This is a genomic window from Achromobacter sp. HNDS-1, assembly GCF_040084795.1.
GTDB lineage: Bacteria > Pseudomonadota > Gammaproteobacteria > Burkholderiales > Burkholderiaceae_B > Achromobacter > Achromobacter ruhlandii.
On the sequence record NZ_CP157584.1, the window covers coordinates 735,411 to 750,288 of the forward strand.

Sequence of the window (14,878 nt, forward strand, 5' to 3'; positions counted from 1 at the left end):
GACATCGCCAGTTCGGCAAGATCCTCTTTTCCAGCTTGTCCCGCGCTCGGTGCCGCTGCCTTCACGCGTCTTCAATCGTCGGTATTTTCAATTGGTAAATAAGAATCAATATAAATTATTCATCTATTTTGCAATGAGGAGTTGCGTCCTACGCGGCGTCCTACGGCTGACATCAACACAGCGTAGGACGTTTTCATGCCTTTCCCTCTTGACCGCAAACGCCGGCCCAGTGCCTCGGCCGTTCTTCTTTGCGTCATGCTGGTCGTTACCGCCCCCGTCGCCGCCCAGCCGCCCGCGCGCGCCATCGCGTATGACATTCCGTCCCAGGCGCTGGGCGACGCCCTGCTCGCGCTCGGCCGCCAATCGGGCCTGGAGATCTCGTTCCCGCCGGCCGCCGTGGCGGGCAAGATGTCGCCCGCGCTGCGGGGCGAATATTCCGCCCTGCTGGCGCTGGACCGCCTGCTGGCCGGTTCCGGCCTGGCGCTGCGCGCCGACGGCCCGGGCCGCTACATCGTCTTCATCGACAAGACCCATCCCTTCTCCACCTCGCGGCTGGAGCCGGTGCGGGTCTACGGCGAGCAGGCCGGCGAACGCATCTACAGCCAGGAAGAGATCGCAGAAACGCCGTCGTCCAACCGCGACCTGAGCACGCTGGTCGCCAGCCACCCCGCGGTGCGCACCAATCCGGGCGCCGCCGGCTCGCAGAACCGCGGCTCGCTCAACGTCGAGGACATCTCCTTCCACGGTTCCAGCCCCTACCAGAACCTGTTCCAGATCGATGGCATTGACGCCACCAACCGCGTCGACCCGGCCAGCAAGAACCTGAACCTGCAGGTCGGCAACGTGCCCAGCAATCCGCAGTCGTACTTCATCGACACCAGCCTGCTGGAAGCCGTGCGCGTGTACGACAGCTTCGTGCCGGTCGAATATGGCCGCTTCACCGGCGGCGTGGTGGATGCGCGGCTGCGCCGCTTTTCCGGCGAGAACCACTTTACGTTCGACTACCGCTGGAACACCTCGAAGATGACGCGGCAGCAGGTGTCCGAGGGCGAGGAGAACAGCTGGGCGCGGGGCCAGCCGGGCTATTCCCCCGAATGGAAGAAGCGTTTCTACTCGGCCGTGGGCGATTTCGCCTTCAACGACAAAGCCGGCGTGGTGCTGGCCATGTCGCGCCGCGAATCCGACATCACGCGCTGGAACATGGGCGTGGACGACAAAGGCCAGCCGCAGCAAGGCCAGGACACCTACCGCGACCGCGTCGACAACTTCCTGGGCAAGTTCAGCGTGCGCGCCAGCGCCGACACCACCGCCGACCTGACGCTCAAGTACAGCGACCGCAGTGAAACCCTGTCCAGCTACCTGTTCCGCGACACGCACTGGGACAACAACCACGGCGCCTACGGCCTGAGCGGCAACCTGGACCACCTGTTCCAGGGCGGCCGCGTCTCGCTGCAGGCCGGCTGGGACCACGCCACCAGCGATCGCCAGTCGGTCGGCGATGAACTGGTGACCTATCAACCCTACAGGCTGCCGCAATACACCGCGGGCGGCTTCGGCAAGGAGCAGACGCGGCAGGACACCTGGACCCTCAAGGGCCGCGTCGACCTCGATCCGGTGCGCACCGGCATCTTCACCCACAGCGTGTACGCGGGCGCCGACCTGCAGCAGATCGACGCCGGCTTCAAGCGCTTCCAGGATTCGTATTCGTTCCGCCGCGCCTACAACAACAAGGGCACCTACCAGGACTTCAGCAAGGTCCACTACCTGCCCGGCACGGTCAACGTGAAATACAACATGGCCAGCGTGTACCTGTCCGACCGCATCGAGTGGCAACGGCTGGCGCTGGATGCGGGCGTGCGCTACGACCGCGAGACCTTCCTGGGCAACACCAATCTGTCGCCGCGCACCCGACTGGAATGGGATGTGCTGGGCTCGGGCGACACGCTGCTGAGCGCGGGCTGGTCGCGCTACTACGGCAGCGAGGTGCTGGAAACCGCGCTGGAAGCCGAGCGCAGCCGGCTGCGCCGGCAGGTGCTCGACAGCAAGGGCAAGCCCGTGGCCGACGGCGGCAAGGAATACTTCGTGGACTACCGCGGCCTGCGCATGCCCTACGACGACGAATGGGCGGTGTCGCTGCGCCAGCGCATGGCGGGCATCGAGGGCCTGCTCAGCTACGTGCACCGCAATGGCCGCGACCAATGGACCAAGAGCGGCACGCAGGCCACGGGCTACACGTACAACAACGACGGCTTTTCCACCACCGACGGCGTCAGCCTGACGCTGCGCACGCTGGAGCCCTGGCGCCTGGGTCCGACGCGCTGGAACATGCAGGCATCGTGGAGCTGGCAGAAGCGCAAGACCAACGGCGACCTGGTCACGGGCTATACCGCCGAGGCGCGCGACCCTGACGACCGCGTGATCTACAACGGCTCGGAGATCCGCGCCATCGACCTGCCGCCCAGCACCTTCTACCAGCCCCAGGTCGCTACGCTCACGCTGATCGGCGCCTACCCGCGCGCCGGCCTGACCTGGAGCAACAAACTGAACTGGCGCAGCAAGCGCGACGCCACCATCTACGTCGGTGTCGGTCCGCGGCCGGAATACCTGGACCGTTACGAGTCCGGCGAACTGCCGTCGTACTGGACCTGGGACACCAAGCTGGCATGGCAGCCGACCTTCGCGCGCAACCTGGAATTCACGGTGGAGGTGCTGAACCTGCTGAACCGCATGCCGGCGGTCACGGCCAGCAATCCCAACCTGAAGGCCAATCGCAGCACGTTCCAGTCGGGACGCGAGCTGTGGTTGCAGGTGGGGTATCGGTTCTGAAGCGGGCCTGACATGGGGCGCAGGCGTTCATCCGGTCTGACTTCGACGCGTCGCATGGCTTACCGGCCGGTTTGACGCTGAGGTTCCCCGTCGATCGCCGCGTCCTATGGCTGGTTTCCAATCAGCCATAGGACGCTCGCATGCCTCTCTCATTCAACGGCCGTTTCCGCGCCAACGCGTCGGCCGCGATCTTCTGCGCCACGCTGGCCATGGCCGCCCCCGCTCTGGCCCAGTCGCCCGACCGCACCTTCGCCTACGACATTCCAGCGCAACCGCTGGGCAACGCCTTGCTGGAACTGGGTCGCCTGTCTGGCCTGCAGATCTCGTTTCCGCCGGCCGCCGTGGCCAATAAGCTCTCGTCCGCCCTGCGGGGCGAAACCTCGGCGCTGGCGGCGCTGAACCAGTTGCTGGCCGGCTCCGGTCTGGCGCTGCGCGCCGACGGGCCGGGACGCTACATCGTCTTCGAGGACAAGGCCAATCCGTTCTCGGCATCGCGGCTTGAGCCGGTACGCGTCTACGGCGAGCAGATTGGCGGGCGCCTCTATAGCCGCGAGGAGATCGCGGAAACGCCGTCGTCCAACCGGGACCTGAGCACGTTGGTGGCGACGCATCCGGCGGTCCGCACCGACCCCGGCGCGGCGGGTTCGAAGAATCGGGGATCGCTGGACGTCGAGGAAATTTCATTCCATGGCGCCAGCCCCTACCAGAATCTGTTCCAGATCGATGGCATGGACGCCACCAACCGCGTAGACCCGGCTAGCAAGAATCCGAACCTGGTCGTCAACAACGTGCCCAGCAATTCGCAGTCCTACTTCGTCGACACCAGTCTGCTGGAATCGGTGCAAGTGCATGACAGCTTCGTGCCTGTGGAATACGGTCACTTCACTGGCGGCGTGGTGGATGCAAAATTGCGCCGATTCTCCGGGCAGAACCATATGAAGCTGGACTACCGTTGGAACAGCTCCAACATGACCCAACAGCGCACGGCGCATGGCGATGAACAAAAGTGGTCACAGGGCCACTTCGACTATTCACCCAAGTGGAAGAAGAACTTCTATTCGGCGATGGGCGATGTCGCATTCAGCGAAAAGGCCGGCATGGTATTGGCATTGTCTCGTCGCCAATCCGACATCACGCGGGCAGCCATGGGCGTTGACGACAAGGGTCAACCGGAGTTGCGCGAGGGAACCTACCGTAGCCAGATCGATAACCTTCTGGGCAAATTCAGTGTGCGTCCCGCCCCGGACACCGTCGCCGACCTGACGCTGAAATACAGCGAGTATCGCCAGGCCCTGGCCGATGCCTATTTCCGCGACACCACCTGGGACAATTATCACAGTGGACGGGGCGTCGACGGCAAACTGGAACATCGATTCCAGGGCGGGCGCTTTTCTCTGCAAGCGGGATGGGATCGCGCCACCAGCCACCGGCAGTCGGTTCGTGAAGAGTTTGTTTCCTATTTCACTCCGCCGATCAAAAAGGTCCAGTACGCGGTGGTGGGCTTTGGCAAGGAGCAGACGCTGCAGGACACCGGCGTTCTCAAGGGCCGCATTGACCTGGATCCGCTACGCACTGGCATGTTTGCCCACACCGTCTACGCGGGTTCAGAGCTGCGGCAGACCCACGCTCGATTCAAGCGATTTCAGGATGCCTATGCGTACCGCCGCAGCCAGTTCGCCGATGGCACTGTCCAAGACAGCAATAGAACCCACTACCTGCCCGGGACGGCCGAGGTAAAGCATCACACTGCCAGCCTGTATCTGTCGGACCGCATCGAATGGCAACGACTGGCCCTGGATGCCGGGCTGCGCTACGACCGCGACAGCTTTCTTGGCAACGACAATCTGGCGCCCCGCACGCGCCTGGATTGGGACATGTTAGGAACGGACGACACCGTGCTGAGCATGGGATGGTCGCGCTACTACGGCGCACAGATACTGGGCATCGCCATGGAGGCGGAGCGCGCGCGCCTGAAACTACACGAGACGGACAAGAATGGAAACCCGATCGCGGATGGCCGCAAGCCGTATACGGTGGAATACAAGGGGCTACGCACGCCGTATGACGACGAATGGGCGATATCGCTGCGCCAACGAGTAGCCGGTCTGGAGGGCGCGCTGAACTATGTGCATCGCAACGGGCGGGACCAGTGGACAAACGTCAACGTCAACGCCAACACCTCCCGATACAACAGTGATGGTCATTCCACGACCGACGGCATCAACATGACCGTGCGTACGCTTCATCCGATTGCCCTGGGAAGGACCCGCTGGACCATGCGCGCCACCTGGGGCTGGCAGCGGCGCCGCGCCAACACCGAGTTGGCCAAGGGCTATAACGACCACGCGGGGGATCCTGATGAACAGGTGCTCTATAACAACGCACAGATTCGCGCCTTCGACCTGCCAACCAATTCGTTCTTCCAACCGCAAGTCGCCACCTTGACCCTGACCGGAGCCTACCCGGGCGCGGGCCTCACGTGGAGCAATCAATTCAACTGGCGCAGTGCGCGCGACGCGATTTTCTATACAGGCAAAGGTCCGGCTCCGGAATTTCTCAACAGCTACACATCGGAGAAGTTGCCATCCTACTGGACCTGGGACACCAGGTTGAAATGGCAGCCCACGTTCGCACGCAACCTGGAACTGACGATCGAAGTTCTGAACCTGCTCAATCGCATGCCTGCGGTCACGGGCAACAGACCCAAACTCACGGCGGACCACCGTATCTATCAATCCGGACGCGAGCTCTGGTTGCAGGTCGGCTATCGCTTTTGACGAAATCGGACAATATGACCGACCGATCGTTGCTTCGCCGCTGAGGTCCTGGCAGGCTTGCGGCGTCCCACTGCCGACATCCACGGAACCCGGGACGCCTCATGCCACGCCATTTGCCCCCCACACGCACATCCGCGCTTCTTTTCTGCGCCTTGCTGGCCCTCGCCGCTCCCGTGACGGCCCAACCGCTTACCGACACCATCCGCCTCTGCATCCCCTCCCTGCCGCTGGGTGACGCGCTGGTCGAACTGGGACGCCAATCCGGGCTGGAAATCTCGTTCCCGCCCAAAGCGGTGGCGAACAAGACGTCGCCGGTCGTGCGGGGCCGGTTTCCAGCCCGGCTGGCGCTCGACCAGATGCTGGAAGGCTCGGGCCTGGCGCTGCGCGCGGACGGCGAAAACCGCTACATCATCTACGTCGACAAGCCGGACCCGGCCAGCACCTCGCGGCTGGAACCCGTGCGCGTCTATGGCGATCAGGTCGGCGAGCGCCTCTACGACCAGGAAGAGATCGCCGCCACGCCATCGTCCAACCGCGACCTGAGCACGCTGGTGGCCAACGACCCGGCGGTGCGCACCAACCCGGGCGCGGCCGGCTCGCGGAATCGCGGCTCGCTTGATGTCGAGGACATTTCGTTCTACGGCGCCAGCCCCTACCAGAACCTGTTCCAGATCGATGGCATCGACGCCACCAATCGCGTCGACCCGGCCAACAAGCGGCTGGCCCAGGCGGGGGGCAACGTGCCCAGCAATCCGCAGTCGTACTTCATCGACACCAGTCTGCTGCAAGCCGTGCAAGTGCGCGACAGTTTCATCCCGGTCGAGTACGGGCGTTTCAACGGCGGCGTCGTCGATGCGCGGCTGCGACGCTTTTCCGGCGAGAGCCACCTGAAGTTCGATTACCGCTGGAATACGTCGAACATGACCCAACAGCGCGTCTCGCCCGGCCAGGAGAACAAATGGACCCAAGGAGAACCCGGCTTCACGCCGCGATGGAAAAAACGCTTCTATTCGGCCGTGGCCGACATCGCCGTCAACGACAAGGCCGGCCTGGTGTTGGCCATGTCGCACCGGCAGTCCAGGATCGAACGCTGGATCATGAGCGTGGACGACAAGGGCAAGCCCCTGCGCACGCCCAACATCTATAGCGATCGCATCGACAATTTCCTGGGAAAATTCAGCGTGCATGCCAGCGCCGACACGGTGGCCGACATGACGCTCAAATACAGTGACCGCAGAGAAACGCTGGCCAGCAACCTGTTCCGCGACACGCACTGGGACAACAACCATGGCGCCTATGGCGTCAGCGGCAACCTGGAACACCGCCTCGGCGCGGGGCGCCTGACGCTGCAAGCCGGCTGGGACCACGCCATGAGCAACCGCCGCTCGATGAGCCGCGAATGGGTTACGACGCGCCCCTACGGGTTGCCGTCGTATTTCAAGGGCGGCTTCGGCCGCGAGCAGAAGCAGCAGGACACCGTGGCGCTCAAGAGCCGTATCGATCTCGATCCGCTGCACACCGAAGCATTCACGCACAACCTGTACGCGGGGATCGACGTGCAACAGATCGACGCGGCCTTCAAGCGCCCGCAACTATCCACGGCCTACACGCGCACTTACCGCAGCGCGGACACCTATGTCGATACCAATTTGTCGCTGTGGCGGCCGGGGAATGTGCGCGCACGTTCGCGCACAGCCGCCCTGTACCTTTCCGACCGCATCGAATGGCGGCGCCTTGCGCTGGATGCCGGGCTGCGTTATGACCGCGAGAGCCTGTTCCGCAGCAACAACGTGGCGCCGCGCACGCGCCTGGATTGGGACTTGTTCGGTTCGGGCGACACCTTGCTGAGCGGCGGCTGGTCGCGCTACTACGGCGGTCCGGTCCTGGAAACCGCGCTCGAGGCCAGGCGCCTGAGGTTGTTGAAACGCGTAACGAACTTCGAGGGCAAGCCGGTACCCGCGGACGAGCAGGATTTCTCGGTCGACTACAGCGGCCTGCGCATGCCGTATGACGACGAATGGGCGCTGGCGCTGCGACAGCGCGTGGCGGGATTGGAGGGCTCGCTGAGCTATGTGCGCCGCAACGGCCGGCAGCAGTGGATCAAGACCGGCAAGATCAATACGGGCTTCAAGTACCGCAACGGCGGCGGCTCCACCACCGACGCCGTCAGCCTGACATTGCACACGCTGGAACCCTGGCATGCCGGCCCCACCCGCTGGACCATGCAAGCTTCGTGGAGCTGGCAGAAGCGCAAGACCAACACCGATCTGGTCACGGGCTATGGCGGCGACGCCCGCGCCCCCGACGAACGGGTGATCTACAACGGCTCGGAGATCCGTGTCATCGACCTGCCGCCCAGGAGTTTCTGCCAGCCCCAGGTGGCCACCCTCGCGCTCACCGGCACCTACCCCAAGGCCGGGCTGGCCTGGAGCAACATGCTGAACTGGCGCGGCAAGCGCGACGGCGTCATGTATGTCGGCAAAGGTCCCGCGCCGTACCTGCTGGACAGCTACAAGTCGGGCGGCCTGCCGTCCTATTGGACCTGGGACACGCAGCTCACCTGGCAGCCGACCTTCCTGCCGCACCTGGAACTGACGGTGGAAATCCTGAACCTGCTCAACCGCATGCCCGCGATTGTCGCAAGCAATCCCAACCTGGCGGCCGACAACAGCACCTATCAGTCGGGGCGCGAACTCTGGATGCAGGTCGGCTACCGCTTCTGACGACAAATCAGACCATGCGCCATGGAGCGCCGCGGCCTTCGTCCCTAACATGCGCCGTGGCCATCACGACCACGGCGCGGGTTCTCCATCGGGACGCCAGTCGCGCCGTCACGCAGGAGCATTTGCATGGCATTGAGCCGATCCCAGACCGAAATCAAAGCCGCCATCGCGGACCACGGCCGGCAGCGCGGCTTCAGCCCCCCGACCATCCAGATCGCGGCGGACATTGCCTACATCGAATCGGCGTTCGGCGCCTCGCCGCGGTGCGCCGACGCCAGCTCAAGCGCATCGGGCCTGTTCCAGTACACGGACGAGGCCTGGTACGCGCATCATCAAGCCGTGGGCGAAAAGGACGCCCCGGGCAGCCAGATCGCCGCCTTCTACACCGACCTGGCGACCTACGCGGCCTGGTACCACAGTCCCGCCTCCAATCGCCATATCCCCGACGACATGCCGCTGGGGGAATTCGTCTTCGTCATGCACCACGGCGGGCGGGGCGGACCGGTCTTGTTCAAGGACACCGCGCGCGATCTCTATCGCAAGCATGTCACCGACGATACCCGGTTGCTGACCGCCACCCATCCCACCCCCCGCCCCGGCGCGCTCGTGCTCGACGCCGAGGCTTACACCGGCTATCCGGTGGCGGGTGACAGCGCGGGATGCATCAAGATCGGCCCGAACGGCGTGGCGTATATCGACTACATCCTGGAACCCCTGCTGTCGCGAGCGGAACGGCGCGGCATCGTCGAGCGGGATCCCGCCGGGGCATTCCGCCTTCTTGGCGAATGAGGGACCGGCAAGGCAAAGCCAGCCACGACGCGGCACCAATCAAAAGGCGCCTGGCACGGGTCATCGGCCCTCATGCGCCAATCAAAAAATCGATATCCATATAAATTATTCATCGATTGCGTGCTGAGGTATTGCAATCGTCGCAGCGTCCTACGCCTGACACCAACGCGACACGGAACGTATCGATGCCCCTGCGTGGCAAATCCCGGCTCCGGCAGAACGCCCTGGCCGCCTTCCTGCATGCCATTCCGCTGGCCCTCGTGCTCGCCACCCCGTCCACCACTTCTGGCCAGCAACGCGCCGCCACGCCATCGGGCATCGCGCCCAGCGCCGCCGCTTGCCGCGACCCGGCGGGCTGGAACATCGCCTGCCTGCGCGCGCGCTATTCCGGACCCGCGGCCGGTTGGCCCGCGCCCACCATCGACGCCGGCGTGCAGTGGCATGAATGGGCGCCGGTCCCGCCCGCCGCCGACCCGCCGATGCAATGGACCGCCGCCAACCCCGGCCAGGCCGAACTGGCCGCCGACGTGGCGCGGCCGCCAGTCGTGGCGCTGGGTCAGATGCTGTTCTTCGATACCCGCCTGTCACGCAAGGGCCAAGTCTCCTGTGCCTCCTGCCACCAACCGCAGCGCGCCTTCACGGACGGCCTGCCGCTCGCGGTGGGCGAGGACAAGCTGATGGGCCGGCGCCGCTCCACGCCGCTGTATGCCGCGCCGTTCGCGCCACGGCTGTTCTGGGATGGCCGCGCGGCCAGCCTGAAGGAGCAGGTGATGGGACCGCTACATGACCCACGGGAAATGAACCACGACGCCGCCGGAGCGGTGGCGCGGCTGCGGGAGACCGACATGTATCCCGCGCGCTTCCTGGACGCGTTCGGCGGCACGACGGCGGCGTCTTCTCCAGCGACTGGATCGGCTTCATCAACAGTTGCGCCGGCTTCATCAGCGGCAGGCTCAACGGCATCGGCATCGACATCGGCATCGACATCGGCATCGGCATCGGCATCGGCATCGGCATCGGCATCGGCGGCAATGATACCGACAGCTCAAGCGCCTGCGGCATCGACCACGGCATCCGCCATCGACGCCGACCGCCTGGCGCGCGCACTGGCCGCCTACGTGGCGTCGCTGCGCCCCGAGAAGACGCGCTTCGATGAATTCCTGGCTGGCCGCGCCGATGCGCTGGACGATAACGAACTACTGGGCCTGCACCTGTTCCGCACGCAGGCGCGCTGCATGAACTGCCACAACGGCCCGTTGCTCACCGACCACCAGTTCCACAACATCGGCCTGTCGTTCTACGGCCGCCGCAACCAGGACCTGGGACGCTACGAGGCCACCCGCGATCCCGCCGACCTGGGCAGGTTCCGCACGCCGAGCCTGCGCAACGTGGCGCAGGCCGGCCCGTGGATGCACAACGGCCTGTTTCCGGACCTGCGGGGGCTGCTGCGGATGTACAACGCCGGCATGGGCCGCGAAGCGCCGCCGGCCGATCCCCCGGACCCGTATGCGCCACGCAAGTCGGAGCACATCAAGCCGCTCGACCTGAGCCCGGCCGAGATCGACGCGCTGTTGGCGTTCCTGAAAACCCTATAGCGGACGCCACCCGCTCCGCGTCGCAGGAATCACTTTCTGCCCGACAACTGAATCAGATTGGGCGCAGGGCGCTTTTTCGTCGAGGCGCGGCGCGGCCTCCCACGCCGCGGAAAAAAGAATGGCCGCGGCTGGAGCCGCGGCCATGGGACTGCCGTTGCGCATGGCGACGGCGGCCAGGCAGGCCACCGGCCACCCCCACGCATCACGAGTAGGGACGCTCGCGCAACCGGGTGTGGTGATCGACCACCGTGTCGATCACTTCGCGCAGGATGGTTTCGGCCAGGGCCGGCGGCACGCCGGCCTCTTCGGCCAGGCGCCGGATGCGCTGGACCTGCTGGTCTTCGCGCACCGGGTCCACCAGGTCCATGTCGTTGGCTTGCTTGAGCTCGCCGATCATGTCCGTGCAGCGAAAACGCACGCCCAGCAGCAGGATGATCTGCTGGTCGATCTCGTCGACTTCGGCGCGCAGCGCTGCCAGTTCGGCTTTCGGGGAGTCTTGATTGGCCATGTCTATCAACCTTGAACGATATCCAGCTTGGCGATGCCGAGAGCCAGCGTCTTGGAACCGACATCGCGGAAATGGATTTCCGCCTGCGCGTCCTGCCCCGCGCCGCTCAGGCTGACGATGGTGCCGTCGCCGAAGCGCGCGTGGTGCACGCCCTGTCCCACACGATACTGCTTGTCGCCCACCGTGACGCCGGAGGCCGTGCCGCGCGGTTGACGCGGCGCAATGGTGTTGGTGGGCTTGCGGCCGAAGGCGTCGCCGCGATTGCCGTTCCAGCCGCCGCCGGCGCTCAGCGACGGCGTCAGGCCGGCCTTGGGCGACAGCCACTTGAGGTGCTGCTCGGGAATTTCGTCGAGAAAGCGCGAACGCATGGCGTAGCGCGTCTGGCCATGCAGCATGCGGCTTTGCGCCAGGCTGATGTACAGGCGCTGGCGCGCGCGGGTGATCGCCACGTACATGAGGCGGCGCTCTTCTTCCAGGCCGGATTGCTCCAGGATGCTGTTCTCGTGCGGGAACAGGCCTTCCTCCAGGCCGGTGATGAAGACGGCGTCGAACTCCAGGCCCTTGGCCGCGTGCACGGTCATGAGCTGCACGGCGTCCTGGCCCTGCTGCGCCTGGTTGTCGCCGGCTTCGAGCGCGGCATGCGACAGGAAGGCCGCCAGCGGCGTCAGGCCGTCGGACACCACTGGCGCGGCGTCGACCACGCCAGGCATCAAGGTGCTGGAGGTGTCCTGGTCGGGCACCACGCCAGCGGGCATGCCGTCGTAGTTTTCCTCGGACGCGAACACCGCCGCGGCGGTGATCAGTTCGTTCAGGTTTTCGAGGCGCTCGGCGCCTTCGCGCTCGGCCTTGTAGTGCGCGTTCAGGCCGCTGGCCTCGAGCATGTGCTCGACCATTTCGGGCAGCGGCAGATCGCGCGTCTCCTCGATCAGGCGATGGATCAACTGCGCGAACTGGGCCAGGTTGGAGCCGCCCTTGCCCGCCACCAGCGCCACCGCCGCGTACAGGCTGGAATCATGCGCGCGGGCCGCGTCGGCCAGTTGTTCCAGCGTGCGCGCGCCGATTCCGCGCGTGGGGAAATTCACCACCCGCATCCACGATGTGTCGTCGTGCGGGTTGGCCATCAGGCGCAGGTAGGCGAGCGCGTGCTTGATTTCCTGGCGCTCGAAGAAGCGCAGGCCGCCGTAGACCTTGTAGGGAATGCCGGCCGAGAAGATGGCGTGTTCGATCACGCGCGACTGCGCGTTGCTGCGATAGAGCACGGCGATCTCGCGGCGCAGGCTGCCTTCGTGGATCAGCGAACGGATCTCGTCGACGATCCATTGCGCTTCCATGCCGTCCGAGGGCTGTTCGATGACGCGCACCGGTTCGCCTTCGCCCTGGTCGGTCCAGAGGTTCTTGCCCAGGCGGCCGCTGTTGTGTCCGATGAGCGCGTTGGCCGAATCCAGGATGTGGCCGTACGAACGGTAGTTCTGCTCCAGGCGGATGACGGTGCCGTGCGCGTAGTCGCGCTCGAAGTCGGACATGTTGCCGACGTTGGCGCCGCGGAACGCGTAGATCGACTGGTCGTCGTCGCCCACGGCGAAGATCGCCGCGCCGCCGCCAGCCAGCAGCCGCAGCCACTTGTACTGCAGCGTGTTGGTGTCCTGGAACTCGTCGACCAGGATGTGGCGGAAACGGCGCTGGTAGTGCTCGCGCACCGGCGCGTTGCGCGACAGCAGTTCGTAGGCGCGCAGCAGCAGCTCGGCGAAGTCGACCACGCCTTCGCGCTGGCACTGGGCTTCGTAGAGCTGGTAGATCTCGATCAGGCGGCGGCGGTGCGCGTCATAGGCTTCGACGTCGGCGGGGCGCAGGCCCTCTTCCTTGGCGCCGTTGATGAAGCGCTGCACGTCGCGCGGCGGGTATTTTTCGTCGTCGACGCCGTTGGCCTTCATCAGCCGCTTGATGGCGGCGAGCTGGTCGGTGACGTCGAGGATCTGGAAGGTCTGCGGCAGGCCGGCGTCGCGATGATGCGCGCGCAGCATGCGGTTGCACAGGCCGTGGAAGGTGCCGATCCAGAGGCCGCGCGTATCGATCGGCAGGATGGCCGACATACGCGCCAGCATCTCGCGGGCGGCCTTGTTGGTGAACGTGACGGCCAGCAGCCCAAAAGGCGAGGCCTGGCCGGTTTGAATCAGCCAGGCCATGCGGGTGGTGAGCACCCGGGTCTTGCCGCTGCCCGCCCCGGCCAGGACCAGGGCGTGCTGCGGTTCTAACGTTACTGCGGCGCGTTGTTCAGGATTGAGCTTCTCTAGCATCATGCCGCGTAGCGGCGCAGACGTTGAGCGAATTGCTCGAGCCCGGCGATGCCGCTTTGCTGGGCGCGCTGGCACCAGGCCTGCAGGTCATGGAGGAGCTGTTCGCTGCTGGCGCTGGAGCTCTCCCAGATGCGGCCGAGTTCGCGGCGCATCTGCACCAGCGTCGACAGCGACTTGTTCTGGGCAATGGCCTTGTCCACGGCTTCGAGCTGTTCCGGCTGGAGGATGTCCTCGTTGCGGTGGATGGCGCGGCGCACCTTGTGCAGCTTGGTCCAGCCGCAATCGGCGTTGCCGTCCTGGCGCGAGGCCTTCAGCTTGGCGAGTTCCTCGCGGGCGGCGCTCTTGATCACGTCCGCGTAGCGGGCCATGACTTCGTAGCGGTGCGTGATCACGCCCTGCAGCGTGCGCAGGTCGATGCCGGTCTTGGAATCATCCAGCTTGAGCTTGGGCGCGACCTTCTTGATCTTGGCCAGGCCCAGGAACTTCAGGATGTTGATGTAGCACCAGCCGATGTCGAACTCGTACCACTTGGCCGAGAACTTGGCCGACGTGCCGTGGGCGTGGTGGTTGTTGTGCAGCTCTTCGCCGCCGATCACGATGCCCCACGGGAACACGTTGGTGCTGGTGTCCGGGCTGTTGTAGTTGCGGTAGCCCCAGTAGTGGCCGATGCCGTTGACGACGCCGGCCGCCCAGAAGGGGATCCAGGCCATCTGCACCGCCCAGACCGTGACGCCGATCGCGCCGAACAGGGCGATGTCGATGGCGAGCATGGTCAGCACGCCCCACAGGCTGTGCTTGCTGTAGACGTTGCGTTCGAGCCAGTCGTCAGGCGTGCCGTGGCCGAACTTGGCCATGGTTTCCTTGTTGTTGGATTCTTCGCGGTAGAGCTCGGCGCCGCGGAACAGCACCTTCCAGATGCCGAACAGGATGGGCGAATGGGGATCGCCTTCCTTTTCGCACTTGGCGTGGTGCTTGCGGTGGATGGCAACCCATTCCTTGGTGACCATGCCGGTCGTCATCCAGAGCCAGAAGCGGAAGAAGTGCATGACGGCCGGATGCAGATCCAGGCCCCGGTGCGCCTGGCTGCGGTGCAGGAAGACGGTGACGGACACAATGGTGATGTGCGTCATGACCAGGGTGAAAACGACGATCTGCCACCAAGTGGCTTGGGTCAGACCGCCGGCAATGAAGGAGAGGATGTAATCCATAAAGCTGTAATGAGCCTCGCTTGAAGAGTGCCTAAAGTTTAGCTTACCTTTGCCGCGTTATGACAACGGAGTTTCAAAATAGTTTTTGAGGGAAATCAAGGACTAAGCCCTGCTTTTGACCTGTTTTTGACCTTTTGACGGCAAGCTCGCGGCCGGTG

The 14,878-nt window shown here is 64.9% G+C and carries 8 protein-coding genes; 5 read left to right on the forward strand and 3 right to left on the reverse strand.

From position 1 onward, the window contains the following. The first annotated feature begins 195 nt into the window (after positions 1–195). From ABFG95_RS03265 to ABFG95_RS03285, 5 genes are all read left to right on the forward strand, one after another. Positions 196–2,826, forward strand: coding sequence for a TonB-dependent receptor (locus ABFG95_RS03265; RefSeq protein ID WP_348995455.1), 2,631 nt, complete (start codon positions 196–198; stop codon positions 2,824–2,826). 140 nt (positions 2,827–2,966) lie between these two features. After that, positions 2,967–5,603: a TonB-dependent receptor plug domain-containing protein gene (locus ABFG95_RS03270; RefSeq protein ID WP_348995456.1), complete on the forward strand. Its 2,637-nt coding sequence runs from the start codon at positions 2,967–2,969 to the stop codon at positions 5,601–5,603. A 173-nt stretch (positions 5,604–5,776) separates the two neighbouring features. After that, positions 5,777–8,326, forward strand: coding sequence for a TonB-dependent receptor (locus ABFG95_RS03275; protein ID WP_341461513.1), 2,550 nt, complete (start codon positions 5,777–5,779; stop codon positions 8,324–8,326). 126 nt (positions 8,327–8,452) lie between these two features. Beyond that, positions 8,453–9,115, forward strand: a complete 663-nt coding sequence (locus tag ABFG95_RS03280; RefSeq protein ID WP_278991494.1) for a hypothetical protein — start codon at positions 8,453–8,455, stop codon at positions 9,113–9,115. Positions 9,116–9,300: 185 nt separating this feature from the next. Further along, on the forward strand, positions 9,301–10,710 hold the full coding sequence (locus ABFG95_RS03285) for a cytochrome c peroxidase (RefSeq protein WP_348995457.1): 1,410 nt from the start codon (positions 9,301–9,303) through the stop codon (positions 10,708–10,710). A gap of 202 nt (positions 10,711–10,912) precedes the next feature. On the opposite strand, the gene ABFG95_RS03290 is transcribed toward ABFG95_RS03285, so the two are convergent. The 3 genes from ABFG95_RS03290 to ABFG95_RS03300 are packed head-to-tail and all read right to left on the reverse strand — an operon-like array spanning position 10,913 to position 14,720. Beyond that, positions 10,913–11,218, reverse strand: a complete 306-nt coding sequence (locus ABFG95_RS03290; RefSeq protein WP_049073145.1) for a chorismate mutase — start codon at positions 11,216–11,218, stop codon at positions 10,913–10,915. 5 nt (positions 11,219–11,223) lie between these two features. Further along, positions 11,224–13,515, reverse strand: a complete 2,292-nt coding sequence (locus ABFG95_RS03295) for a UvrD-helicase domain-containing protein (protein ID WP_054415841.1) — start codon at positions 13,513–13,515, stop codon at positions 11,224–11,226. Beyond that, the gene (locus ABFG95_RS03300) at positions 13,512–14,720 is read right to left on the reverse strand and encodes a fatty acid desaturase (RefSeq protein WP_049073143.1); all 1,209 of its coding nucleotides are present in this window, start codon (positions 14,718–14,720) and stop codon (positions 13,512–13,514) included. Before ABFG95_RS03300 ends, ABFG95_RS03295 begins: the two co-directional genes overlap by 4 nt. Between the last annotated feature and the right edge of the window lie 158 nt (positions 14,721–14,878).